Genomic DNA, 24804 nt, shown 5'->3' with positions numbered 1-24804 from the left:
GAAGAAGTATGTGAAAAAAATCTCATAATGACAAAAGGAGCTGATGCTGTTTCATGAGAATGACGGACGAAATTAAGAAACTCATAGGAACATTGAATCCCATTCCGATAGCAACCTGCGATTGCGAAGCGGATGAAGAAAGAAAATCAAGCGTGAACTTGATTTTTGTTACTTTTCTAAAGGTATATGATGACGAAACCCTGCTGATCGCGAACAATAAATTCTACAAAACTATGAGAAATCTAAACAAGAACCCGAATGTATCCATTGCCTTGTATAATCCCGACAATAACAGATCATTTCAATTGAAGGGAAAGGCGAGCGTTTATCTCGAGGGAGAAATTTTTGAGGAAACGGTTCAGTGGGTTCAGAGTGGAAGGCCCAATATCAATCCGCAAGCAGCCGTACTGGTGCATATTGAGAAGATCTATAGCAAAGCGAAAAGGTTAGTTGAACAAAACGGGGAACTGACCTTTGTGAGGGGCATCATTTAAATGTTCAAGCAGTTGATCCTCATTCGGCACGGACAGAGTGAAGGGAATTTGCGCGGCATTAAGCAAGGAATGTGGGATGCATTCGGCCTTACCCCGCAGGGGAGGCAAGAAGCGAAGGCATGCGGGGAACGGATCAAGGTGTGCAAGCCGGATCTTCTGCTGATGTCACCGCTCTTGCGTGCGAAGGAGACAGCTGAACTGATCGCGGCTGAATTGGGTAACGGAAGCGACATAACTCCTGAACCCTTGCTTCGGGAAGTAGATCACGGACTCCTGCAGGGCCTGGATAAAAGCGAACGGGAGCGGCGGTTCACCAAAGAATTGGAGCTGCTTAGAGCGAACGGGTACGATTATTCCGTAGTAGGAGGGGAAGCTTTGCCCGATGTCCGGAAGCGGGCGCGGAATATGCAGGTAGGTTTATGCTCTTATGATCAACAAGTGGTTGCAGCGGTTACTCACGGGGGTTTCCTTCGGATTTTATTACAAACGTTTGCACAAAATGATCAAGCCGTTTTTGACTGCATCAACGGTTGTATCTATATAGTAGAACCAGCCAGAGACGGAAAGTTTGATATTTACCCTTTTTAGCAGGTTGTGAATTACATAATTTCATAATTACAGGATTAAATGGTTTTACAGTATCTGCACACATTTGTGGTAACGTTTGCGCAAATTTCAAGGTTTTTGTACTCGGTTGATCCGAATAGTAAAAAAGGAAAGGGGCTTTGGTTTTTGTGAGAAGAAAAGAGAAATTTGCGATTTTGTTCATGACTCTCCCGCGAGTCGTTTATGACAGAAATTTGCATGACCGCTGTACGGATTTTGGGGAAACGGCCCAATATATTATGAAAGCCTATCAACATCATGCGGATGTTGAAGTAACGATCATGGATTCTTCCATTCCCGGCAGTACGATGCGGAGCCTCTACCGAAAATTTACAGAAGGCTACGACGTAATCGTTCTTTATACGGATATCACCGATGCTGCTATGGCGCGAAAAATGTGTGAGGTAATTTCCTACATCAGTCCAAATACCAAAACTTTGATTTACGGAGACTCCACATTGGCAATTCCCCAATATTTCAAAAGGGTTCCGTTCCATGCAGCCCATCTATGCGGTGATCAGGAAGCGGCGATTCATTCTTATATCGAGTTCGTAAGAACCGGAGAAGAAGGCGTTCTCAAGGGAGTCAGTGTTGTTCATGCCAATGGGGAATCCAAAGATTATCCCACGGATATCAGGATTGACCCCAGCGAATGGGTGCTTCCTCCTATCGATAAGCTTCCGATTGAAGAATATCAGAAATTCAGCAGAGAGTTCAAAGACTCAACATATGCATGTTCGGTGTACGTATCTAAGGGCTGCGCCCAAAGATGCGCATATTGCCTGTGCGGTCCACGTGAGGGCTATGTGGATCGCCGAAGAAGCGTTAAGGATACGGTAGAGTTTCTCGAAGCCTATCAGCACCGCTTTGACAGATTCAAGCTGCATTCTGCTGACTTATTCGCGGACAAAACATGGGTAAGGGAGTTCTGTCATGAGATGCTGCGCCGGAACGTGAAGGTGAAATGGAAATCCACGGTTTGCTTGAATTCCTTGGAGCCTGAACTGCTGGAGCTGTGCGCGGAAGCAGGCTGCTACGGGCTGGGCTTCGGGATCGAGACATTTTATCAGGACCGGCAGCGGGGCTTCAAGGTGGCTGTGAATGAATTCGAAAATATCATGTCCAAAATCAAACATATTCCCATCCGTTACAAAGGATTTGTCATGCTTGGCCTAAAAGACCAACAGTTGATTGACGTAGAGTACACGCTGGAGTTGCTCAAGAAATATAACGTCAAGGTACGCCCTTCCACATTTACCCCTTTTTATAGGTTAAGAGATTTGCCCGTGGAGGAATTAGAGCGGATCAATTTGGAGGATTGGAATAAGAAAGAGTTCTTCCATACTGGAAACAATCATTTGAATGAGAAAACTGTATATCAAATCATGGATTCCTGTCATTTCTAATCTTGCTGGGAAGTGTGATCAGAGGAGGATATATATGAATTATGGCAATAAGGCGGAGGGTTTGCTGAAGCTGCAGGAGAATGGCTTTCGGGTCCCTGCTTTTCGGATGTTGGACCGGGATTTCTTCGAGGATTATCTCCGATCCATCGGCGTTTATGAGGAGACGGAAATGGTATCTGTTAAGAGTGCCTGGCTGATGAGGGTGTTCGAATCCATTCGAAACGCAATTCTTAAACACGAGATACCTGCGGTGATTGGGAACAGGATTAAGGATACGGTACAAGGGTTGAGCTTCCCCATTTCCGTACGTTCTTCGGCTTCGGTAGAAGACGGGGAACGGCAATCGTCCGCCGGGGCGTTCCACACAGAGCTGCAGGTGGAACCTGATGGTGTGATGGATGCCGTCAGGTATGTGATTTGTTCATTGTATAACGAGAAGAATTTATTATCTTTCCCGAATCAAGATTTTCATCCCAACCGCTATTTCATGGGAATCGTGCTGCAGGAGATGGTGGAACCGGAGTGGAGCGGTGTGGCATTCTCGTCAGATCCTGCGACCGGGGACCCGGGAACGGTGTGGGTGGAAGCGGTTGAAGGGCTCGGAGACCGGCTGGTATCGGGCCTGTCCAAAGCGAATTCTTACCTACTGCCCAGAGAAGGAGCTGTCAAAGCAGAAAAAGCATCGCTAAAGGAGATGTTGGAGCAGGTCCGGGAGCAAGCCGTGAAAGCGGAGAAGGCGTTCGGGCATCCGGTAGACATCGAGTGGTCATGGAAGGATAACCGGATATATTTGTTGCAGTGTAGACCGATTACGACGATTCAACCGAAGCCGATGATTGACCGGCCCGAAGTATTCTCCATGTCCGGACTGAATGAGGAGACGTATCCCCGCTTGGGATTTCTGCAAAGAAGGTACCCCCGCTGGGCCAAGAAAGCAAAGTTTTTCGATTTCTGCGAGCAGAGCGGCATAAAGACGAACAAGTGGAAGCTGTTTGTTTTCAACAAGGACCATTTGAAGGATTTCGATTATTCCTGGGTTTTCCACGATTACGATTCACCATATGTATGCTATCACTTGAACGGACAGTCGGTATGTTACCATCACATCGGCCAAATACCTAAAGTGCTGGAACACTTTACGGATATTTATTCGGATCAGCAGTACTGCGTGAGCTTCCGGGAATATTTGCCTAACGAACATGCCGCTATCTCTAACCTGAATGAAGACGGAACCATGCTGATTGAGTGCATCACCGGAAAAATGTTCCTGTTAAATGCGGGCTTAACCGAGCCGACTAGGTATCTGCTCGACGCGGACGGGTATGTGTTGGAATCTTATGTGAGTGAGCAGGAGCAATACGTTTTTGACGAGAGTCGTATCGATTCGATACCGGCGGGTAAGAAGGAACGGGTGGAACTGCCGCCGGAATTGATCCGGGAGATCTACGAGAAGACCAAACGTTTTGCGGACCGGTTCGAGAACTGCAGCGTGGAATGGTGGATTTGGGGCAATACCTTGTACGCAGCGGATATGTCCTTATTGAAGACTGGTGGATCCCGGAACAGCTCCGTTGTCATTTCCCAGGGAAAAGCGGAAGGGACGCTGCGCCGACTGCCGGTGTTTGAAGATCAGGTATTGAAGGAACTGAACATGTTCAGCTCCATTTCCGTTGGGGATTCCGAATTTGATTGCACCAAGGTGAACCGGCTACGGGAGATCAAGGAATTACTCGAGGGTTGGTCGGAAGAAGGGGATATCATTCTATATGCGGATTTGCCCTTTCTTTTCTTGGCGCCTTTCAAGCATATGGTGAAGGGAATCGTATTCCGGAACGCATCCAACCTATGCCACCTGTCCCTTATCTTAAGGGAGGCAGGTGTACCGGCTATTTCTTTGGGAGGAAGTTCACTGGCGCTTCAAGATGGGATGAAGGTTCAGGTTGACGCATACGAAGGTGTTCTTGTTTCATGAAGAAAATTTTGTTCTTCTCTTTTTACAATAAGCTGGATATCGAAGTACATCCCGGAGTGGCGGTACTGTCAGCAGCCTTGAAGGCTAATGGGTATCAAACGAAGCTGCAGCCTTACTTTTATTACGATGAAGAGAGATTTACCGGAATGATCCGTCACTTTGATCCCGACTTCATCTGTATATCTGCAACGCATATGGCTGTAGAGCAGGTTAGGAAGCTGGCCAAGTTCTTAAAGTCGGCGACGGAAGCGCCGGTTCTGCTCGGGGGAGTGTTCCCGATTCTGGACAGGAACCTGGCTGCCAGCATAGAAGGCGTGGATGCGGTATGTGTTGGAGAAGGGGTGGAAGGACTGCTCCAGTATATCAGTGGCATACATCCCGCTGTTAATATCATGTACCCCGGATCCTCATCAGTGGTAGACAAGGGATGGTCTTCCCGGCCGACCGGAGAATTAGATTACCGGCTGTTCTGGGACGAGCTCCCGGAACACCGGAGATCTCTGAACAAACTGGATTATTGGACCTCCTTCACATGTGAATATGGCTGTGCTTTCTGCTGCAACAAGGAGATCAGAGAATTGACGGGGCTTAGAACGAAGCCGAGACAGGATATGGAATGCTCGATCCGGACCATCAAAGAATTAACCAAGACATGCGGTGCTAAGAAGGTGCACTTCCGCGACCCCCTGGTGATCGGCAAAAGGGATTTGCAGTGGGCCAAGGTTTTCCTGCCTATGTACTCGGAAGAAATAGGGCTGCCTTATACCGTCAATATCAGGGCGGATGTAATGGAGGAGGAATTGGTTCAGCTCCTGAAGGAGACGGGCTGTCGATTGGTCAAGATGGGGCTGGAGAGCGGCTCCGAATGGTTGCGGAACAAAGTGCTACGGAAGGGGGAAACAGATCAGCAGTTTCTGGATGCCAGTGCTCTGCTGAGAAAGTACGGAATCAAGTTATCCTTGAACGCCATGCTTGGGATTCCACATGAAACGATGGAAACCGCCAGGATGACCTTGGAAATGATGGAGCAGTTGAATCCCGATAAAAGGTTCCTGCATATTTTTCAGCCTTGGCCGGGGGTGAGGATGGATTCTTCCCTGGTTCCCTTCATCCGCTATGAACGGTTCCCGGCTCTAAATGACAGTATCGTTGCGGGCAGAACCTTCCGGGATGATATAAGCGAGTATGGGCTGGATCCAGTGAAGGCCGCTGCTGAATATGTGCTTACCCCGGTTCTAGATCAAGTTTCTTTTCCATACCTATTGGCGCTGGAGTGGCAGCAAGCCTTTCACGAAAGCGGGGAGAGCGAGTGAAGGTATTATTGCTTCATCCGGCTTACAAGAGCTACAAACTGACGGAGCCCCTTGGGCTCTGCTATATTGCTTCAGCTCTTCGTAATCGAGGGTTTTCAGTGGATTTGGTCGATCCCCGGATTCAAGGCACAGGGTTGGAGGAGACCGTTGCGTCCCTCCTTCCGAGCCTGCATGACTATGGCATGATCGGGATTACCGCCAGCGATTATTACCATAAGGAGCTGCGGGACACCATTCATTTAATGCGAAAAGGCGGCGCCTGGGGGCACATTACCGTTGGTGGTTACGGCCCGACGACCAATTGGCGGGTTTTCCTGGGCCTGGGAGCGGATTCGGCGGTTATCGGAGAAGGGGAGGTGACTTTCCTGGAGCTTGCGGAGAAGCTGTGCAGCGGAACCGATTGGAGAAGCATTCCGGGAATCGCCTGTACGAATTCGGACGGGCATCAAGTAAAGACGGCTCAAAGGCAACTAATCGGGAATTTGGACTCCCTCCCGTTTCCCAGCAGAGAGATTTATCAGAGCTTCAGCGAGAAATACAGTAAGAAGTACATCTCTCCGCAAATTCAAGGAAGCAGAGGCTGTTACATGCATTGCAGCTTTTGCTCTACTCCGGATTACCTGAAGGAACAGGGGGGGCAGGTGTATCGAACCCGATCCGTTCAGAGCATCGTCGATGAAATCCAGCGGTTGACGGATCGGTTTCAAGTGACCGATTTTGAATTCGTTGACGATAATTTCTTCCCTCCCGACCGGAAGGAGGCCCTGCGGAGGGCACAGGCTTTAAGGGACGAGCTGGCTGTCAGGGGCTTGAACATCACTTTCTTCATGCAGTTCCGGCCGGAATATGTATCTCTGCCGCTGCTTCAGACCTTGAAGGAAGCGGGGATGACCCGCATGTTCATGGGCATCGAATCCGTGAACGACAGGGACCTGCAGCTCTATGGCCGAAACTATACCGGCGCGGAAGTGGAAGAGACGATCCAATCCGTGCTGGCTTCGGGCTACACAACTGATTTTCAGTCCCGCCACCGTTTCCGTTACGGATATATTAACTTTCATCCTCTCTCCCGGCTGGACAGTTTGAAAGTCTCAGGAGAAGCCTTTGAACGTTACAATTTCACTTACAAGAAGCTGGTGAAGCGGCTGGAGCTCTTCGATAACAACCGGCAGATTTATTTGAAGATCATTGCACAGTTTCCGGAGTTCTCCGGAAAGCGATATTTCAAGGACCCGCAGGTTGCTCTTTTCCATCATTGGCTATCCCGTTATTATCAGCTCTATACTCTGGAGCGGGATAAATACAGAGTGATTGAGAAAGCCGTAATGAAAGGGGATTTGGCTTATTCGGATTTGGAGTGGGTTACGGATCAGCGCCGCTATTACGATTCCCAGGCGTATCATTGTTATCGCAAAGGGCTTGAAATCTGCGGGGAAGCCAGTTATGAAATGCAGCTGAAGCAGTTTTTCCGGGAGGAGATCCATGGATTGGAGCTTCGGATTAAAGAGTCTCGGGCGCAGTTGAGGGAAACGAACGTGGGCTTGGAGCAAGACGCGTTCGATGTATTCTTCTAAATCATATGGTAGCTGGGAGGGCAAAAAAGTGTCTCTGCAATATCAAATTACCCATAGGAATGAACAGATCCGGTTGCCGGAAGAAGACGTTGAGGCGATTCTCCGTTTAGCCGGTTGGGAGGAAACGCCGACCTTTCTGACGGAGGGCAGGACAGCTTGGTATAAGCTGAAGGAGCCTGTTGCCGTTGAGGGTGGAATTACGGTAAAGGCGGTTAAAATGAAGGGTGTCGGCGTATGGAATCCGGAAGGCAGGCATGCGGACGAATTCCAGAAGGTTCCTATCCCGCCGACCGACCGTGTCTACATGCGGGAGGCAGCTCATTTCGGTTTCCACACGGATGGAACCCTGAAAGAAATTTACTCCGAAGATGCTCCCTATGGGGGGATATGCCATCATCGTGCCATACGGGAATATGAGAATGCGGAAATTCTATGCCGGAATGGAGTTCCTTCCATTCTTCCATATCTGGTGATAGAGTACCCGGACCTGTTGTTCAAAGGCCAAACGATGGGAGCGGTGCTAAGCCTATGTTCGGAAGCCGAACCCTACCGCCTGTTGTTTCTGGGTTGGGATAATCGTTATGTTGACGCGAATGTTCTGGAATATTATAAGGAGATTCAGGAGGTCCTAGGCATTAGCGGAGATCTCCGGGAGGCTTCAACGAAGCTGCGAATGTCCCAGAAGATCGGGGAGCAGTTCGGAAGGGCTGTCAGGGGCCTGTCGGAATCAGGGTTGTTCATTCACTCCGGAGGCTGGGAGAATATCCAATTCTCCCGGGAGAGCGGTCGGATTTTCCTGACCGACTTGGATTCCACCCGCTCCCAGAGCGGACTGCTGGAAAGAATGCGCCCCGTTCAAGCGTTAAGGGATTTTGTAAGCAATTTGTACCGGTATGTGAACAAGCTCTATTACCCGAAGGCCATTTCCGTATATGGGACGGAGGAGTTGCTTGAATACGATGTGGTGTTTCACTTGATGAAGGGTTATTTGTATGAAATCGAGGATGATACGTTGAAGCAAGCAGCCAAGGAGATTTGGAGATTTTTCATGCCGTATTTTGACATGATGAAGAAAAATGAAGGGAAGCTGGAAGACATTCCGAAGGACATCCGCAAATCCTTTAAGTTTGATACGGACCTCTTCTACCTAGTCTGTCTGAATCTGTTGTACCCTCTGTTTTTGCGAACTGAATCTAATACGATCGGTAAGGACTTCTATTCGCCGGAGGAGCTGCTGATTAACACCAAGGCCTATTTGGGCAGCCGGTTCGCTTATTTGGAGATGCATTTGAGTGGTTTGAATGATGCGTCGCTTCCGATATCCGCCGTTTGAAGGCTTAGCAATAAATGAAATGAAAGGGGGAGATTGAATTGCTAAAGGAAACTCAATTGATTCTCTTGGCTGTACTGAAAACCAGGAGTGATCAGGAGGAAGCCGTTTTGGCTGAACTCATGGGTTCCAAGATCGATTGGGCCCGGGTTGCCGGAGTAGTCATGCATCACAGGCTGGAAGGATACTTCCTCAGAGGCATTCCGGAAGACTTGAGGAGGTTCATAGCACTGGAATTTATCAAAAGCCTTAGTCTGCTGATCAAAGCCCAACGAAAGCTGACTATGGAGAATATCGGACATTTGACCCCCTTATTGGAGGAACTTGAACGGGAAGGGATCCGTTATGCCGGCCTCAAAGGGCTCGTCTACAACGCCAGCATCTACACACCGGGGGACAGACGGTCCAATGACAGCGATATTCTAGTATCGGAAGAGGATCTTGAGCGTCTGGACGCAGTTCTTCGCAGACACGGCTTTATTCAATCCTTCAGCAGTGTGATGAAGGAAGCCAGTCGCAAGGAGAAGCTGATTCAACGGATGCATCACCACGATTTGGTGCCATATGCGAAGCTGACGGGAGGAGATTTTCTGGAACGCATCCAGATCGATGTCAACTTCCACTTTGATTCCAAAGACAATGATATTACGAAGGCCATTTTTGACTACGGCACGGAGAATTACGCCAATGAATATTACGTCATCAAAGGATTGAAATGGCCCACCCATTTAGCGCATTTGTGCGTCCACTTTTACAGGGAGGGTACGAATACCATTTGGACGATGGACCGGCGGGATGCTGCCATATACAAGATGATTGACGCCGTAAACACGCTAAGACTCCATTCTGATGAAGTTTCCTTGCTGGAATGGTGTGCTTTGATGAGAAGCTTCCGGCTGCAAAAGCAATGCTACTACACACTTTACCATATGAATCTTTTTTACCCCGGCCTGATCACGGAACGGGTATTGGCGGAGCTCAAGCCGGATGATGATGCTTATTTGCAGGAGGTTACCGTACATGGAACCGGGGAAAGGCTCTCCCGAAGCTCCTCAATTTTCGAATCCGCCTTTGATTTAACCTATTGTGTGGATTTCTCTAGGGTACCAGATTAAATGTTAGCGGGGGATAGACGTGCAGAGCTTTTTGGTTAACGTACCAAACGGGCGGACAAGGAATAATGGGGACCTGATCCGGGCGCTGAATTTTGCCTCCGAACGGATAAGTGGGATGGAGCTGCAGGGTGACAGAATTCGGGTCGACACGGATGCGGACGGGGAGGAGGAACTGGAACTGATTCGGGACAAGGTGCTTGGCATGATTGCCAAGCATGGGGAATCCGCTTGTCTGGATGATCAGATTGCGGTTCAATTCCATGGCCCGGCAGCATTTACTCCTTATTCCGCCATTTATGAATCGGGGCTGGTTGCGGACTATGGGAATGGGATTTATGCATTAAAGCAAGAAGCCGTTCAGGTACTGGCGTTTCTGGACCGGGTTTTTATGGGCTGGGCCTTGGAATTAGGGGCGGAAGAAATGAGCTTTCCGGCGTTGCTGCCGGTGTCAGTCTTGGAGAAAACAGGCTATTTACGGATGTCCCCCCAATATACCGTCATGTGTTGTCAGCCCTCAGAGGATATGGACGAGCTCATGAAGCTTCATAGGGCCGTGCAGCGGGGACAAACCTTACCCCACCTAAAAGATCCAGATTATGCGCTTTCGCCGTCAGCCTGCTTCCATTGTTATATGGATCTGGAAGACAAGGAATTGGACAAGCCCTCCGTATATACGTTTCGCCAGCAGGTCGCCCGGAGCGAAGGACGTTTGAACTGGGGCGGGTACGGACGCATGCGGAATTATCAGGTGAGAGAAATCGTTTTTGTCGGAGACGGGGATTTCGTATTGAATTCCAGGAATCGGATTATGAAGAAAGCGGAGCAGTTGGCGAGCCAGCTGGGCTTAAGCGGCAGACTCAGTGTTACCTTCGATCCTTTCATCATCCCTTCTCTTCAAAAATACAAAAAGATTCAACTGGAGGAACAAAGCAAATACGAGCTTCAGTTGGATACCGCCCCTCATCAATCACTGGCGGTGGCCTCCTTTAACCTTCACGGTTCGGCTTTTATCGATCCATTTCGAATTCGGGTGCGGCAGTGCGAGCAGCCTTTTACGGGATGTGTGGGTTTCGGACTCGAAAGATGGGTGCTGGCGCTGCTGGCCCAGTTTGGCTGTAACCTGAGGGAATGGCCCTTTGACATCCTAAAATAAAATTCTGGGTGAAGCGGCAATACAAAAACCTGCCTTACATAGGAGAAGTGATGACGTGAATGAAATGAAGACCCGAATCGAAAAGGTCGTTCTAAACTGTTACAAACGAATTCTACAGGAACTGGAATCGGATGCACTGCCCTGTCTTGATGCGAAGATCGGAAGCCGCGGATCCGGGCTTGATTCCCTCGGAGTCGTCAGTTTAATTGTAGAAATTGAGGAGGAACTGGAAATGAATTTGGACTCCATTCTGGTTTCCTTGAGACAGAGCGAGAAGCTGGTTGATATCATTCCGCTGTTGGAGGCATTGGTAGAGGAGAAATCCTGTGGATAACATCGTAAACGTACAAGGGATCTGCCGGGTCTTTAAAGTACCTAAGAAAACCAATGGATTCAGCGCAACGGTGAAATCCCTGTTTCAACCGGAGTACCACCAGAGGGAAGCCCTGAGGAATGTTACGTTCCGGATGGAAGAGGGGGAAACCGTGGGTTTTATCGGTCCAAACGGTGCGGGTAAATCTACGTTGATCAAGATCATGGCCGGTATTTTGGCGCCCACTGCCGGAGACATAACCATCCTGGGGAAAAACCCTTTAAAATACCGGAAAGAAATCGCGGCTCATATCGGCGTCGTATTCGGGCAGAAAACCCAACTGTGGTGGGATTTGCCCCTGATGGATTCCATCGGGTTGCTGAAGCATGTGTATCGGATTCCGGCAGAGGTTTTCAACACCAGAGTCAAAGAATTGTCGGAGCTCCTGGAAGTAGGAGATTTTATGAATACGCCGGTCAGGCAGTTATCTTTGGGACAGCGGATGAGAGGGGATATTTTTGCAGCGCTTCTGCATAATCCGGCCATTATGTTTCTGGACGAACCGACGATTGGGCTGGATATTATCGCCAAGGGCAGAATACGCGAGCTCCTTCAGCAGATCCAGCGGGAGAAGAAAGTGACGGTGGTTCTGACCACCCATGATATGGCTGATGTGGAAAGGCTCTGTAATCGGGTGCTCATCATCGATAAAGGCTCCCTATTGTATGACGGGGACTTATCTCAGATTCTGGATTCCCTTGGCAAAACCAGACGGCTGGTCATTGATTTTAAGAGCCGTCCCTACCTACCTTCCTTAGATTTTGTAAATGTCGTTTTTCAGGATGGTTTACGCTACGGAATCGAGTTCCAAAAGGACTGCATCTCTGCTTCGGACATCATTGCTCTTTTGATGAAGGAGAATGAGGTGTTGGATGTGAGAATTGAGGAACCGGATATTGAAGGGGTTATTAAGGACATTTACTTAGGAAAGCAACTGCTGCCGGAGAGTAGGGTGAGTTCATGAGGACCTACTATCAATTTGCCTTGCTCTCCTTCAGAAGAAGCTTCTCCTACAAAGCTGAATATATCTTCGGAATGATCAACTCGATTCTCGTAATTTTTGCGGGAGTGGCAATCTGGACAGCCGTCTATGGCGATCAGAGTGTGGTGCTGGGCATTTCCAAGGAACAAGCCGTCACCTATTCCATCTTGGCCTTCATACTGAGAAGCTGGTATTCCATGGACGAGTTCATCATTGATAACAAGCTGAAATCCGGAGAGATTGCCGCGGATTTACTGAAACCTATCTATTTTCCGTTTTATTTGTTTTCCGTAATTTTTGGAGAAACCGCCTTTCAGTTTATTACCAAAGTACTTCCCACCGTTGCAGTATCGGCTTTGATTTTCCGTTTTCAGCCACCCGCCGATATCATCAACGGCTGTATGTTTCTATTCAGTCTCATCATGAGCTATCTGCTGATGTTCCTGACCAACTATCTGTTTTGGCTGATGGCCTTTTGGGTTTACTCTACCTGGAGCTTAATTACGATCAAAAATGCGGTCATTCTGCTTTTGTCGGGTGCTACCATTCCGTTGTGGTTCTTGCCAAAACCGTTGAAGGTATGGATTGAACTGCTGCCTTTTAAAGGCATTTATTTCACTCCGATAAGCATTTACTTAGATGAAATGACTCCTAAGCGAATGGCTTACACCTTCCTTGAACAGGCGGTTTGGATTGTGGTGCTTTACTTTGCGGGAGCATGTCTGTGGAAAAGGGCACAGAAGCATTTGGTCATTCAAGGGGGGTAGGGAAGCATCGTGGATAAGAAACGATCCTTATGGGAGTATGTATTTCTCTATTTTCAGTATATGAAATTGGTAATTCAATCGAGGATGCAATACAAGATAGATACGCTGATGCTGTCCTTCGCCGTTCTCGTTCGGGAGAGCGTGACCGTCATTACTCTATATCTCATGCTCCAGAAATTCTCCAGCGTGAAAGGGTGGGATATTCATCAACTGTTGTTCATGTACAGCTTTGTGTTTCTGACCTATAGCTTGTCCGTGTTGATATTTACGGGAATCCGAGACTTCGAAAGTCTGGTTCACCGGGGGGAATTCGACATGTACCTTACGAAGCCCCTCGGTACCATGTTCCAAGTGATTTCCGCCAAATCGGATATTATGGCATCCTTAGGACATGGTGCTCTAGGTATCATCTTGTTTGTTTATTCCGCATCAGCCATTCACTTGAAGCTCAGTTTTTACCATGGACTTGTACTTCTGTTGACGATCTTAGGGGGGATCCTCATCCATGCTGCTCTGCTGATCATCCCGTCCACCTTCACGTTTTGGACCGTTAGATCGAGAGAGGTTAAAATGCTGATGTTCAATCAAATGAGGGGCTTTATCGTTTATCCGATTCCCATTTACCCGAAAGTACTGCAAGTGATTCTGACCTTTGTCTTTCCATTCGCTTTTGTCAGCTACTTTCCGGCACAAATTTTTATCGGGGAAGTGAGCGTATGGGGCTATTTGACACCGGTTGTAGGCGTGGGCTTCTTTCTGCTTTCCCTAGCGTTCTGGAATTTTGGAGTGAGGCGATATTCCAGCTCCGGTAATTAATCTAGAAGGTGGTGCCGAAATTCGTGAAGCATTTTGATATAGCCATCGCAAAAAAATACGCTTTTATCAAGAATTGCCCGGAACATCAAATCGTCACCCTGCTTGAGAGCAACGGTTGTGACCCCAGCCCTGCCTTTGGCTATCAGCTCTTGTCCCCCGGAGCATTCTTATTCTGTTGCTTGGAGGCCGGGGAGGTTCAGTTGGACCAACTGAGCGGGAATATCTGGAAGGGGCTTGCAAATGCTTGCGGGGTAACGAATGAAGAAGGAGATTCCGGACGGTTTCCGGAAGGGCTGGAAGGAGCGATCCGGTTTCACGGGTTGCCGTTGATGACTTCCTGTGACAGCTATGAATTGGATTATTCTAACCATTATCTGACCAAGCACATTGGAACTAGGGTAGTCATTCTGGAAGCTGAAGGGGAGGGAAAACGGTATCTGCTCGGAGAAGCTCCGTTTCAATTGGCTGCTTGGGTGGACCGTTCTGTGTTGTTAAAGGCCCATCAAGGACAGCAGACTGGCAGAGGTTATTACCATGTTCCCCGGTTGCCGAAGGATCCCGTGGGGCGCACGGTTTATGAGATTGCGGAGGATCATGCAAAGCTGCTGCGGGAAGTTCAGGAGCGCGGAGGAGAAGAACTGCAGGTTCTTGTCAGGTTGGAAATCCTGGATGGATTGAGGGCGAGTATTCAACAGGTAAATGAATGCGTCCTGCACATTCAGGCCGGATGGCTCAAGCTGAGGCAGTTCTATCGGTGGCTGTACGATCAAACGGGGCATGAACCGTTCCGCGAACCGATGGAAGCAGTTGATCCGCTAGTTAGGGATTGGCAGAGGTTTCAGATGGAATGCGTCAAAATTGTGAGAAGACCTGTGGCGGATGGCGCCGGAATCCGAACTGTTCTCAACCATATTTTGGATCAGGAGGCGTCTTGGTTAAGGGCCTCTGGACGCACGCTGCAGCAATTTTTAGGTGAAGCGAGGACGCTATGATATCGATCAGTGCTTTCAATCCGGACCTGAATGTACCCAATTATATCAATTGCAGCTTTCCTTTAATCCATGAAAAATTAAAATCTCACGGGAATGTCAGCTTTCTCAGCCTACTGATGAATTTGCAATTGAATGCAGTTCCCGTATTCTCCGTGCCTTTTGGGGAAGAGATGAAAGCTTTCGTGGACTTATCCCAGCTGAGATTGTTAGGTTATCGCCGTTGGGAGGAGTATTACGGCATAAGCCGGGAGCGGAGCGTGTTTCCAACCTTCCAGGAAGGGTTGAAGGCTGTACGTGCATCGATTCTGGAACAAAGGCTGTTTCTGACCAGTGGGGCGACCTATTATTTACCTTATTTCAACAGGGACTATTTAAACCCGGGATACATCAAGAACTTCGGTTATGGAACGGATACGGGAATATATGTCGTTGGTAACCACTGGCTTTCGGTGTACGGCATGGATCAGGAGCGGCTGTATGTTTACGATCCTATACCGAACCGCTACAAAGACTCGATTTCGTTGGAAATATTTCATGCCTTCTGGCTTGGTAACCGCTGCATCCCCCAGCTTGCGGACAAGCTCGATATCGAGAAATGCCTAGTCTACGGTACCGAGGAAATCACTGTCAGGAAACGGCATTCCATGGAGTCCGCACTGGAGTTATTCGGGAAGACGCTGCTAACAATTTCTTCTGAATATTTGAAGGGAGCCTGCATCGAGTCGGAGAGATGCATGCATTTCTTCGGCCGGGCCGCTGACGGTAAGCTTTATGGGTTGCTAGATAGCGGATGGCGGGAGGTGCAGGATTACGGAAAATCCTTCACTCAGCATGTATTCAATTTCAGACGGAACCGGCAGTACTATCTGGAAATCTTGAAAGACTACGTTCATTTGATGGGCCGGGATGACCGTTTCTTCCTGAACCGTTACCTTACGATAGCCGGGGAGTGGGACGCCATGCAGAACTCTGTCGCCATAAATGTAAAGCGGAAAAGGGTGGATTCTCTGTTCTGGGACACGATTATGAGGCGGATGAAGGAAACGATGTATCTGGAAGAAGACTTCCATGAAGAGATGATTGAGTATTTGTCAGGCCTTGGATTGACCGGATTGGACAAGGGAGAGGGGGAATATCATGTCCAATAGGGATATTATTGCCGGTATATTAAAGAGGATGTTGACGGTGGAAAGGGAAATCGGCAATGAGGAGCTACTTACCAACCTGGGGCTGGATTCCCTCAACTTTATCGATTTGCTTGTCCAGGTCGAGGAGGAATTCAGCGTTACTTTTGACGATGCTTTTCTGCAGTTAGGAGAGTTCGATACGATCGGGAAGATCGTAGGGATGTTAAATAGAGTTAGGGGTTAAAAGGATGTTAAGATCTAACTTTAGCTTTCACGGATTCAGGTGTTTATTATTTTTACATATATTAGAATGCGAAGTTGGCAGAAAAAAGAACATCCACTCCTGCTGGATGTTCTTTTTTCTGCTTTAATCCATCCATTCCCGACGCAAGGTGAACAGATCCTTCAACGCCTCGGTGGAGAGCTCGGTAATCCAGCCTTCGGAGCTGGATATCACATTATCGCTGAGCTGCTGCTTGCTCTCCAGCATCTCGTCAATCCGTTCTTCAAGCGTTCCGAGGGCAATGAATTTGTGTACTTGAACATCACGGGTCTGGCCCATTCGGTAGGCCCGGTCCGTGGCCTGATTCTCAACCGCCGGATTCCACCAGCGGTCGAAGTGGAATACGTGGTTCGCCGCCGTTAGATTTAGTCCAACGCCCCCAGCTTTCAGGGAGAGGATAAATACATTAGGCTGATCACTAGGCTCTGATTCCTGGATAGAATGGTCTGCATTGAACTGAAACTGTTCGATCATCCGATCTCGGGCTGTTTTGGAGCTGCTCCCGTTCAGATAGAGCACAGGCTCCTGAAGCTCCTGATGCAGGACACGCTGGAGCATTTGACCCATGCCGATATATTGAGTGAATATCAGGCACCGCTCACCTTCTTCTCGCAGCTCTTTCACCATGGCCATAAGCCGTTCCAGCTTGGAGGAACGGGTAATCAAGGCCTCTGTGTCCAGAACACTATCGAGGGGTGGCAAAGGCTCCTTCTTCAGTAACATTGGATGGTCGCACAACTGCTTGAGCTGTGTGAGTGCTCCGAGAATAGCGCCCTTACGTTCAATTCCCTCCAGCTTTTGCATCCGTTCTAGTAGACTGTTCACAGTCTGATCGTAGAGAGCACCCTGCTCTGCTGTGAGATGAACGTAGGTCTTCATCTCATTTTTATCGGGAAGATCCAGCTGGATATCTGGGTCCTTTTTCTTACGGCGGAGCATGAACGGCTTGACCAGCTTTTGCAGGTCAGCTGTGCGCCTTTCGTCCCGTTCCTTCTCAATGGCATTACTGAACCGGTCTTGGAAAGCCTTCGCGCTGCCCAAGTAGCCCGGTGTTATGAAATCATAGATCGACCACAGCTCAGAGAGCCGATTCTCGATGGGTGTTCCGGTAAGCGCAATACGGTGCTGTGCCGGGAAGCTTCGTACGGCAGCGGATTGCTTGGTCTGGGCATTCTTGATATTCTGTGCCTCGTCCAGGCAGACCGTTGCCCAAGTGAATTCCTTCAGCAACTCCTGATCCAGTGCCGCTGTCGCATAGGAGGTTAGCACCACATCAGCTTGTCCGGCCGCGCCTTGGAAGTACCCTCCGCCCAGACGTCTGCTTCCGTAATGAAGCATGACATTTAATGAAGGGGCGAACCGGGTCAGTTCCTTCTGCCAGTTGCCCAGAACAGAAGTAGGACAAATAATCAGAGAAGGCCAAGAGGACTGATGATCAGCCGTATTCTCCTTCAGATGCAGCAGATAGGCAATCAGCTGTACTGTTTTGCCTAGTCCCATATCATCAGCCAAGCAGGCCCCAAGTCCAAAGCGGCGCAAAAAGGCGAGCCAGGCAAAGCCCTGATGCTGGTAGGTACGAAGCTCTGCCTGTAGAGCAGCGGGTACGTCAAGCTCCGGCCATTCTTTCTGCTGCCCAAGCTGGGCAATCAGCTGGATGAGATGGCTGTTCAGCTCTACCTCAAGACGGAGACGTGCGGGGTCCTGCTCCGGCGCATTTGAAGGGTCGCCGTTACCGTCACCCTCGCTGCTACCAAGCAGATGAAGCTGCAACACATCTTGGAAAGACAGACCCTGACTCTTATCCATGCCGTCCATAGCTCTGCGAATCTGGGCAAGTAGGGCTGGGTCCAGTGTAATCCATTGCCCCCGGAATCGAACGATTCGTTCATTGCGAGCAACCAGATCATTAAACTCTGCTTCGGTCAGCTCAGCATCGCCAATAGCCACACGCCAATCGAAGTCGATAATCGAATCCAACCCGAACAGAGATTGGTTCCCGCGGCTTCCCGATTCTGCACTCACCTTGGCGCGCAGCCGGGGTTTCTTCCGGCTGGCGGTTTCCCACCAAGCAGGCAGCAGAACCTGCCAGCCTGCATCCAGCAGACGCCGGCTGTCGAGCGTCAAGAAATGCCACGCCGTTTCACTATCCAGCGGATGTCCGAGCACATCGCTGCCGCCGGAGAAGCGTTCCTCCGGCAGCGCTGCTCTTAAACGTGTCAGCCAACCGGAAGATCGGTCCAGCACATGCGGCGTCCACTCTGCCGGCCATAAGCCAGAGGCTTCACCGTCGTCATCAAGACGTACGGGAACGAGCGCCGATTCATCCAGCTTGTCCTGCAGAACAAGATTAAGCCGCCATTCAGTTTCCTCTTCATCCGGTTCGAGCAGCTGCAGGGCGGGTCGGAATGGCGCTGTATCCGCCTTCCATCCGACCGCCATAAGCCAGTCGCTTGCATCCATTCCCATTGCGGCGGTACGGTCCATGTCGAACAACCGCGGGAATTCTCTCCGCAAATCGCCCGCTTCCTGCGGGGTTCCATAATACAGCTGAGTTACGGCCGCCGAGAATGCTGCCTGCAGTCCTTCAAGGAAGGCGGAATTCTCCGCACTTTCCCGGAGAACATCCAACTCTATATCATCCGGAGCAGCCATAGCCATCAATGCTTTATCGTCCCAAATCCATTGGAGCTTGCCCTGTTGAAAGGCTGAAAGACTAGGCACATAATGCTTGTCACTCAGGCATCTGGCGAGTAAAGGAGACAGCCTTATCATCTGAGCGGCTTCACCTTCCCAAGCCCAGTCGATATGGGTAAGCAGCTTCTGTTCTGCGAAGAAGGGAATGACCTGCTCGGCAGGTAGAATAATGAGTTGAGTCCCATCCGTAGGCTCAATGGTCAATTCGGTTCCGTAGAAGGAAGCCTCATGCCACGCAAACAGCCGCTGTTTAAGGAGAAGACCCGGCACGTAATCATCTGTTTCTGTAGATCCGAAGATCAGAGCGTCCCCATACTGACTTAAGGCCGCATGAACGGTAATGGTTTGTATATATTTACTCATGGTATAAGCTTTCCTTTCCGAAGCTCCTCCTGCAGCGCGCGAAGCCGGCTGTGACGAACGGTGAATGCGCTGAGGAAGGATTCCCAGCGTTCTTCCTGCTTCATTTTTTTATATAATTTTTGCAGACGTTTCAGCAATTTGACCGCCGCTTTATAGCTGCCGCGGTTTTTCTCGAGTACATATCGTTCGACCGCCTGATGGTAAAAGGGCAGCAGAATTTCAGGTGCATTCTTCTCCAGCGGCTGCAGCTTCGTGACGCGGAAGTTCGCAGGCTCACGCCCTGCGGATAGCTGGTAATCCATCCATTCCTGCCATTTTCCATACGCTAGCAGCTTCTCATCATAGATGTCACGGGAAGCAGGAAGCATCGCGACCAGTGAAGTCCACATCAGCGGCTGTGCCTCCGGAAGCTCCTGAACAGCCTTCTCCCAATATAGAGAATACTCATCCAGCTTATAGAATCGGCGGTGGCTGAGCAGGTTGCTAATTTGCACAAGCCACGTCATTAAACGGGACCATTCCCCGGCTTCAGATAAAGGAGCGAGGAAGCGCATTAACGCTTCGGGATGAAAATCGGGTCGCTCGGCGGCAGATTTAAGCAAAGTCAAGGCTTCTTGATCTTCAGATAGTTGGAAGTGAATCCAGCTTTGGGCCAGCAGCCAGGAATAACGAGATAAGGAGGAACCGAGCTTCTCTTCAAGTTGTTGAAGCTGATCGAGTTCCTCTGAATAGAGAGACGTGTCCTGCATATTCGGGATGATCCAATGGCTCCAGAGCAAATAATAGTAGGTTGAGAAATGGAATGGATCGCGAGTTTCTGTGAGCATTTCCTGACGGAGGTAGGCTAAGGTATCTGTTACACGGTGCCATTGCTCCGGCTCCTCATCCAACGGAAGCGTGCTGTCAAAGCTGTGTTCAATGGCCTGCTGCAGCTCGGACACTGCGAGATGGGTATAATACCCGATGAAATGGCCAAAGGAATGGCTTTGATTACGAGCGGGCTTAATTAGCATTTCTAGTAGAAACAGCTGGGCGTGCAGTCTGAACAGCTGCTCTTTGACAGGGCTAAGCGGCGGTTTTATTTTGAGTATGAGGGCTAATGCTGCTTCTACAAATTGCGGATTTCGGACTTGCTGTGACAAAGGAGCAATGCAGCGTTCGAACCATTCATGCCACTCCCTAACCTTCATGGAAGGAATATGAAGAGCTGCTTCTTGCAACTTAGACTGAGGGCTATGGTTATTTCGCAGGGTACTGGTTTCCATTAACACAGCTGGGGCGGCTTTGGCATTCACTAATGCGGGAACCGAACGATTCTGCCAGTCCGCGAAATTCAGCAGTACAGCAGCCATATGTTTACAGGGTCCGTGAACCGGACAGTCGCAACGGTTAAGAGAGAAGGACTCTAGGTTGATTTCAACCGCATATTCTTCTCTTCCCTCAACAACGGCCTCCATTTCAGGAGGATTGATCATGGAGAACTGAAGGACACGGCCCTGTTTATAATATTGAAATCCGCGTTTAAGCGTCAAATCGTCGAAATAATAAGCGGCATTTTGAATGAGGATACTCCACTGAGCATCATCTATGGCATAGGTAGGCGTTGTTTTCATCATAGTAGCTCTCCTGATGGTTCAATAGTCTCTAAATCATTCGCTTTATTATAACACTTTTGCCGGAGCAGACCGCGCTATAACACGAATTCACTCCTGCGAATGAATGGAAGGGTACGACTATATCAAAAGTCCTTGTGCAGCATGTAGCGAGGGAATATGATCTAAGGAATACTACCCATGGGGAATTGAGAAAACGAGGGATCACATATGGTCGTGCTGCACTTGTTAATCCTATATTTAGCGGTAGGTGTTCCCGTATGGGGATATTACTCCTATAAGAAATTTAAGATAGATATTATAAGCCATCCCGGCAAAAGAATGACCTATTACCGTCGAACCGTTATCGAGCTGTGGACTATGGCTGGAGTATTCGCGGGATATGTGTATGGGTCAGGAATTTCGTGGTCTAAGTTGGGCTTCGGCGGTGCCGATTGGGGATGGCTTTCTATTTTGTTTTTTGCCGAATTAGTCATCTTTATTGTAGCCCCGCTTATTATGGTTGTTTTCGTCCGAGGATATAGAGAAACTATGGATAAGCAATTTCAGAGCATGGGAGATTTTTTGCCGGGCACGACTCAGGAGAAGCGGTTCTGGATCGTTATCTCGTTAACGGCGGGTGTATGCGAAGAGCTATTATTCCGTTCTTTCCTGTTTTATTATTTGCCTCTACTCTTGCCGGGGCTGTCCGCGGTTTGGGTGATCGTCATAAGTAGTCTTATTTTCAGCTTAGGGCACTGCTATCAGGGGATAAAGGGGATTCTATCCACGGCCGTTTTAGGCGGGCTTTTTGGATGTCTGTATTACTTTACCGGCTCGATAATGCTCTGCATGCTGCTTCACTTCCTAATTGATGTCAGAATTCTCGCTTTGCTTCCCCGAGATAAATCTGTTGGATTAACCTTATAGGAAACGAAGTCAAGTAATGGAACCGCCTTAGATAAGACACCGCAACACGGGTGTCTATTCGTTATGTATACAGATTGTACTTCGAATAATTACAAGTTTGTTTTTATATAGATTGAACTTGATAAACTGACAAAAAGGATTGAAGTAACGGAGGGGAATTTTGGAACTGGAAGAGCGGTATCGTCCGCCCGAAAGCTTTCCGTAGGAAAGCTCGCTTCGAAAGCATAAGCTGTCTCCGGATTTCATCCGCTGAAAAGCGGTACAAATCAAGAAAGTCTTACGACAACAGCGGCTGGAAGTCCAACATTCACCGCAGTTACGACCCAAACCCAATATAGCAAATCTTAAGTTCAGCTTATATAGTAGGAAAATTTTCTTCTAAATAAGCTGAACAAAAGAAAATGAAAAAAGCGGGTTAATCAAAGATGTAGTTAAAGAATAGACATGAGGCTTAATATCTGAAATTTAAAAGGTTATAATAGATCTGTGTTGAAGTTAACAGTGTGGTAAATACTGCTATGACCTTAGAAGAAAGTGGAAGGATGAAGCTTTTCTAATGCTGCGATATAAATTCAAATACTTGATCAAGAACAAACAGACTCGACTTATTCTAATGCTTACCCTCGGTATTTCGATACTGATTACTTTAATTGGCCTATATTCTTATCGTGAATACAGAAATGCGCTAGATACTGAGCTTAATACGCCTAACGTGGAGCTGCTGCAGATTAATCAGGACGTTACCAACCGGGCCATGAGAGAATCCGATAACAAGGCGGTCGATTTGTCCTTTCAGCCGGCGGTTATTAAATATATTGCTGCGGAGACTTCTAATAATGAAGCCACGATCAATGAGCCGCTGTCCTTTTTGAGATCCGCTGCTACGGAGCCGGATATCCACTCGATCAGCATTATTAAATTTAAAGATCATTCCGTTCTCTCCAGCGAGTATGGCTACAAGGCCGCTTGGGAGGATGCTCCTGATTTTGAATGGAATACGTGGATCGATGAGATTAAAGAGAAGCCGCTTTTAATCAAAAGAAGGCTGTACAAAGGTGACAACCCCAAATTAAGGGGAACTGAGCTGGTCTCCTTGGCAAGGCCTATTGTTCAGAACGGAGAAATTAGCGGAGCGGTCATGATTAATCTGGACTATGATTGGCTGTTCTCGCAAATGTATACCCATTTATCAAATTATCAATTTGTGTACAACCTGGATGGAGAATTGATATATCCGAAATTGAACCTCCCCTTCACAGTGGCGGAAATGAATGAAATGCTCACTTTTATTGATGTAAGTCCGTTTGCTCATGTGAGTATTAAAGGTCAGGACTATATGGCCAACCAAACCTTCTCTAATGTGACCGGCTGGAGGTTGGTTTCACTGGTTCCTATGGAGCAGCTGCTCAAAAATGTGAAGATTGCCCGAAATATGATGCTGCTGCTGTCGTTCATTTCGATCTGTGTGGGCTGCTCGGGAATATATTACTACAATTTTGCCGCGTTCCGCCCCCTAAAGAGAATCAACAAGCTGCTTAGTCCCGACCAGAAGGCAGGCGGCCATGGCGATCTGCATGATCTGGAGCCTGTCATCGGGAAGCTTGTAGGCGATTTCCAGAGTAAGTCGCTTGTCGCGGAATGGAGCCTGCCGGAGCTGCGGTCTAAATTTGTCCAGGATCTAATTACGCGGAGTATTGGAACACAAGAGACACATACGAAATGGGAGCATTACTTTCAGGGCTGGAAGGAAGGCCCTTTTGAGATCATCGTTATTTCTATTGATCGTCATTGGCAATGGGCATCGGCCTATATGGATGAAGATCAGATGCTGCTCAAGTATGCTATGAACAACGTAATCACGGAATATCTGGAACATTCTTGGCGAACCGTAACGGCTTCAACCCAGAAGGACAGTGTGGTGGTTCTGCTGCAATCAAAGATATCAGAGGAAGAGGAGCTTCGTGAGGATGCCGGGAAGCTAATAGAGATGCTTCAGGAATTATTGAAACTATCAGTGTCCATAGGGATAGGATCATCAGCCCCTGGTATATTGAATGTGACTCGGTCATACACGGAAGCCAGCCTCGCCTTGTCCTACCGTCTTTATGAAGGGTATGGACAAGTCCGTGACTATTCCATTATGAATCACATCCATGAAGAGAACGCTCAAGCGGCAGATGATACCTTGAAGATAGAGGTGTTACAAGCTCTGAAATCCTCTGACAGCGATACCTCTGTACAGTGGATACGAAGATGGGCGGCCGAGATTCGAAAAAAAGCGATACAGCCGCAAAAGGTATTCCGTATGGTGGATGATCTGCTGCAGGAGATCATAACCCTGGCCATTATGGGGGGACATGCCCTTCCGCCGGAGCTTGCCGATTATACCTGGCATCAAGTGACTACGATGGATTTGTCTGAAATTGAAGAGATGCTGTGCCATGTGGTCACTCATATGTCCAAGGAATTAGGTCAGCATAGACAATCCAAAGAGTATCAGCTGGTTCAAGCTATGATTCAATATATGCAAAACAACCTTCAGCTTAATATCGGTCTGCAGGAAATTGCCTCACATGTGAATATGGGTGTTTCCTCCGTCAGCACTATCTTCAAAGAAGAGACAGGAACGACAGTATATGACTATTTAACTAACCTGCGAGTTGATAAAGCCTGTGAGCTGTTAAAGGACAGCAGTCTGAAGATTGCCGATATCGCCCTATTGGTCGGGTACCAGAACGAGAACAGCTTCATTCGGGTATTCCGGAAGAACAAATCCATTACACCGGGTAAATTCCGTGAGAACAGCAAATATTCCAATGAGTATGCAGATCAGCCAAAACCGCGCCATTCCGGCGTTTCTGAAGACTCTGAGTAAGATTATACGATTGTTGAAACGCCTCCAAATGCGATACACTCCGATTG

The 24804-nt window shown here is 48.5% G+C and carries 20 protein-coding genes; 18 read left to right on the top strand and 2 right to left on the bottom strand.

Features of this window, described 5'->3' with window-relative positions; all coding sequences use genetic code 11:
* The first annotated feature begins 53 nt into the window (after positions 1-53).
* The 16 genes from PWYN_RS10310 to PWYN_RS10235 all read left to right on the top strand — a co-directional run bounded on the left by PWYN_RS10310 (position 54) and on the right by PWYN_RS10235 (position 16264).
* Entirely contained in the window at positions 54-494 is a 441-nt protein-coding gene (locus PWYN_RS10310) for a pyridoxamine 5'-phosphate oxidase family protein (protein ID WP_052087884.1), read from the top strand.
* On the top strand, positions 495-1082 hold the full coding sequence (locus PWYN_RS10305; protein ID WP_052087883.1) for a histidine phosphatase family protein: 588 nt from the start codon (positions 495-497) through the stop codon (positions 1080-1082). It begins immediately after the preceding gene.
* Between the two features lie 146 nt (positions 1083-1228).
* The gene (locus tag PWYN_RS10300; RefSeq protein ID WP_036651088.1) at positions 1229-2506 is read left to right on the top strand and encodes a B12-binding domain-containing radical SAM protein; all 1278 of its coding nucleotides are present in this window, start codon (positions 1229-1231) and stop codon (positions 2504-2506) included.
* Positions 2507-2540: 34 nt separating this feature from the next.
* The gene (locus PWYN_RS10295; protein WP_036651083.1) at positions 2541-4478 is read left to right on the top strand and encodes a PEP/pyruvate-binding domain-containing protein; all 1938 of its coding nucleotides are present in this window, start codon (positions 2541-2543) and stop codon (positions 4476-4478) included.
* A complete protein-coding gene (locus PWYN_RS10290; RefSeq protein ID WP_036651080.1) occupies positions 4475-5791 on the top strand; it encodes a B12-binding domain-containing radical SAM protein in 1317 nt (438 codons plus the stop codon). The genes PWYN_RS10295 and PWYN_RS10290 overlap by 4 nt, the downstream gene beginning before the upstream one ends.
* On the top strand, positions 5788-7365 hold the full coding sequence (locus tag PWYN_RS10285; RefSeq protein ID WP_036651077.1) for a B12-binding domain-containing radical SAM protein: 1578 nt from the start codon (positions 5788-5790) through the stop codon (positions 7363-7365). The genes PWYN_RS10290 and PWYN_RS10285 overlap by 4 nt, the downstream gene beginning before the upstream one ends.
* Before the next feature lie 28 nt (positions 7366-7393).
* Complete coding sequence (locus PWYN_RS10280) at positions 7394-8698, top strand: hypothetical protein (RefSeq protein WP_157261127.1); 1305 nt, start codon at positions 7394-7396, stop codon at positions 8696-8698.
* A 38-nt stretch (positions 8699-8736) separates the two neighbouring features.
* Entirely contained in the window at positions 8737-9810 is a 1074-nt protein-coding gene (locus PWYN_RS10275) for a nucleotidyltransferase family protein (RefSeq protein ID WP_036651073.1), read from the top strand.
* Positions 9811-9829: 19 nt separating this feature from the next.
* Complete coding sequence (locus tag PWYN_RS10270) at positions 9830-10963, top strand: hypothetical protein (protein WP_036651071.1); 1134 nt, start codon at positions 9830-9832, stop codon at positions 10961-10963.
* Positions 10964-11018: 55 nt separating this feature from the next.
* Positions 11019-11297 (top strand): hypothetical protein, encoded by a 279-nt coding sequence (locus PWYN_RS10265; protein WP_036651069.1) that lies wholly within the window; start codon positions 11019-11021, stop codon positions 11295-11297.
* Complete coding sequence (locus PWYN_RS10260) at positions 11290-12300, top strand: ABC transporter ATP-binding protein (RefSeq protein ID WP_052087882.1); 1011 nt, start codon at positions 11290-11292, stop codon at positions 12298-12300. The genes PWYN_RS10265 and PWYN_RS10260 overlap by 8 nt, the downstream gene beginning before the upstream one ends.
* Entirely contained in the window at positions 12297-13085 is a 789-nt protein-coding gene (locus tag PWYN_RS10255) for an ABC transporter permease (protein ID WP_036651064.1), read from the top strand. The genes PWYN_RS10260 and PWYN_RS10255 overlap by 4 nt, the downstream gene beginning before the upstream one ends.
* Positions 13086-13094: 9 nt before the next feature.
* Positions 13095-13901 (top strand): ABC transporter permease, encoded by an 807-nt coding sequence (locus PWYN_RS10250; RefSeq protein ID WP_036651061.1) that lies wholly within the window; start codon positions 13095-13097, stop codon positions 13899-13901.
* A gap of 23 nt (positions 13902-13924) precedes the next feature.
* Complete coding sequence (locus PWYN_RS10245) at positions 13925-14893, top strand: hypothetical protein (RefSeq protein ID WP_036651057.1); 969 nt, start codon at positions 13925-13927, stop codon at positions 14891-14893.
* Entirely contained in the window at positions 14890-16041 is a 1152-nt protein-coding gene (locus tag PWYN_RS10240; RefSeq protein ID WP_036651054.1) for a hypothetical protein, read from the top strand. The genes PWYN_RS10245 and PWYN_RS10240 overlap by 4 nt, the downstream gene beginning before the upstream one ends.
* Positions 16031-16264 (top strand): acyl carrier protein, encoded by a 234-nt coding sequence (locus PWYN_RS10235; RefSeq protein ID WP_036651050.1) that lies wholly within the window; start codon positions 16031-16033, stop codon positions 16262-16264. The genes PWYN_RS10240 and PWYN_RS10235 overlap by 11 nt, the downstream gene beginning before the upstream one ends.
* A 123-nt stretch (positions 16265-16387) precedes the next feature.
* Here PWYN_RS10235 and PWYN_RS10230 read toward each other — a convergent pair whose 3' ends face one another.
* Both PWYN_RS10230 and PWYN_RS10225 read right to left on the bottom strand, forming a co-directional pair.
* Complete coding sequence (locus PWYN_RS10230; RefSeq protein WP_036651047.1) at positions 16388-19360, bottom strand: DEAD/DEAH box helicase; 2973 nt, start codon at positions 19358-19360, stop codon at positions 16388-16390.
* Positions 19357-20976 (bottom strand): SWIM zinc finger family protein, encoded by a 1620-nt coding sequence (locus PWYN_RS10225; protein WP_240479713.1) that lies wholly within the window; start codon positions 20974-20976, stop codon positions 19357-19359. The genes PWYN_RS10230 and PWYN_RS10225 overlap by 4 nt, the downstream gene beginning before the upstream one ends.
* Before the next feature lie 207 nt (positions 20977-21183).
* On the opposite strand from PWYN_RS10225, the gene PWYN_RS28010 reads away from it, so the two are divergent.
* Positions 21184-21882 (top strand): CPBP family intramembrane glutamic endopeptidase, encoded by a 699-nt coding sequence (locus PWYN_RS28010; protein WP_052087881.1) that lies wholly within the window; start codon positions 21184-21186, stop codon positions 21880-21882.
* A 556-nt stretch (positions 21883-22438) separates the two neighbouring features.
* Positions 22439-24757, top strand: a complete 2319-nt coding sequence (locus PWYN_RS10215) for a helix-turn-helix domain-containing protein (RefSeq protein WP_036651043.1) — start codon at positions 22439-22441, stop codon at positions 24755-24757.
* Positions 24758-24804: the final 47 nt, after the last annotated feature.

Source organism: Paenibacillus wynnii (assembly GCF_000757885.1).
GTDB classification, from domain to species: domain Bacteria; phylum Bacillota; class Bacilli; order Paenibacillales; family Paenibacillaceae; genus Paenibacillus_AQ; species Paenibacillus_AQ wynnii.
This window is presented reverse-complemented; position numbering and strand designations above follow the sequence as displayed.